Origin of the sequence: Acetobacter papayae JCM 25143, from assembly GCF_000613285.1 — a bacterium.
GTDB classification, from domain to species: Bacteria; Pseudomonadota; Alphaproteobacteria; order Acetobacterales; family Acetobacteraceae; genus Acetobacter; species Acetobacter papayae.
Genome location: NZ_BAIN01000145.1, coordinates 1 through 1,728, shown reverse-complemented (window position 1 = coordinate 1,728; position 1,728 = coordinate 1). Strand labels below are relative to the sequence as shown.

The 1,728-nt window shown below is 64.4% G+C and carries 1 pseudogene; it reads left to right on the top strand.

The window, feature by feature from the left end:
• Window positions 1-113 precede the first annotated feature (113 nt).
• Window positions 114-1,728 (top strand): annotated as a pseudogene (locus JCM25143_RS20370) (recombinase family protein); the annotation flags it as partial.

The following is a 1,728-nucleotide window of genomic DNA, read 5'->3' as shown; positions in this document are numbered from 1 at the left end:
CCCGCGCCTCGTGGCGTTCGTCCGCGTCATGGCCCGTCGCGCGGCACGGGACTGGTTCCGGTCGCAGCAACAGGAGCAGCGCCGCCGCTCCGGACCGTAAGGGATGCCTCGACATGAAGGTCGCGCTCTACGCCCGCTATTCGTCCGACAACCAGCGCGACGCCTCGATCGCCGATCAGCTTCGGGTCTGCCGCACCCACGCGGAGAAACAGGGCTGGACCATCGTCGAGGAGTATACTGATCACGCCATCTCGGGTGCCTCCCTGATGCGGCCCGGCATCCAGGCGCTGATCGCGGATGCACAGCGCGGACGGTTCCAGATCGTGCTGGCCGAGGCCATGGACCGCCTGTCCCGCGACCAGGAGGACATCGCCGGCGTCTTCAAACGCATGAACTATGCTGGCGTGCGGATCGTCACCCTCTCCGAGGGCGAGGTGTCCCACCTCCATGTCGGGCTCAAGGGCACGATGAACGCCCTGTTCCTGAAAGACCTGGCCGAGAAGACCCATCGCGGCCTGCGCGGGCGGGTGGAACTGGGCAAGTCCGGCGGCGGCAACGCCTACGGCTATGACGTCGTGCGCAGGCTGGACGCCAATGGTGAGCCGATCCGGGGCGACCGGACCATCAATCCAGCGGAAGCCGAAGTGGTCCGTCGTATCTTTCGTGACTTCGCGGCCGGACTGGGGCCACGCGCCATAGCCTTCCGTCTCAACGAGGAAGGCATATCCGCACCGGGCAGCGGTGCCTGGGGATTTTCCACCATCAATGGCAACCGAGCGCGTGGTACCGGGATTCTCAACAATGAGATGTACGTGGGCAAGCTGGTCTGGAACCGCCAACGATTCATCAAGGATCCCGACACCGGCAAGCGTCAGGCCCGTCCCAATCCGAATTCCGAATGGGTCATCCAGGAGGTGCCGGAACTGCGGATCGTCGACCAGGAACTGTGGGACGCGGTCAAGGCGCGGCAGGCCAGCGTCAGCGCCAGCCGGGACACACGCGACACCTCATCGCCCGATCATTTCCGTGAGAAACGTCGTCCCCGCTATTTGTTCTCCGGCCTCAGCAAATGTGGCTGCTGCGGTGGCGGCTATTCCATGATCTCCGGCACCTTGCTCGGCTGCTCGACCGCCCGCAACAAGGGCACCTGCGACAACCGGACCAATATGCGCCGCGAGGAACTGGAACGCCGCGTCCTCGACGCCCTGCGTCACCACCTGATGGATCCGGACCTGTTCGCAGAATTCTGCACGGCCTTCACCACCGAGATGAACCGGCTGCGCATGGAGGCGTCGGCCGACATCGGCGCAGCGGAATCAGAACTGAAGCGGGTCGAGCGCGAGATCCAGCGGCTGATGGATCTCTACCTTTCCGAAGCGATCTCGATCGAAACGGTCAAGGAGCGCGGCTCCAAGCTCGAAGCCCGCAAGGCGGAACTCAGGGACTTCCTCGCGACCGCCGAGGAGCCCCCTCCCCTGCTCCATCCCCAAATGGCGGAGTTCTACCACCGACAGCTCGCGCGCCTACACGACATGCTGCATTCGGAGCTGGACGATAAGCGCCAGGAGGCGGCCGAGGTGATCCGCTCGCTGATCGAGCAATCATCCTCACCCCGTCCGACAAGGGACTACAGATCGACGTCCGCGGCGATCTCGCGGGCATTTTGACGATGGCGTCAGGCAGCAGACAAACAAAAACCCCAGGCCGTTTCCGGACTGGGGTTCGTGA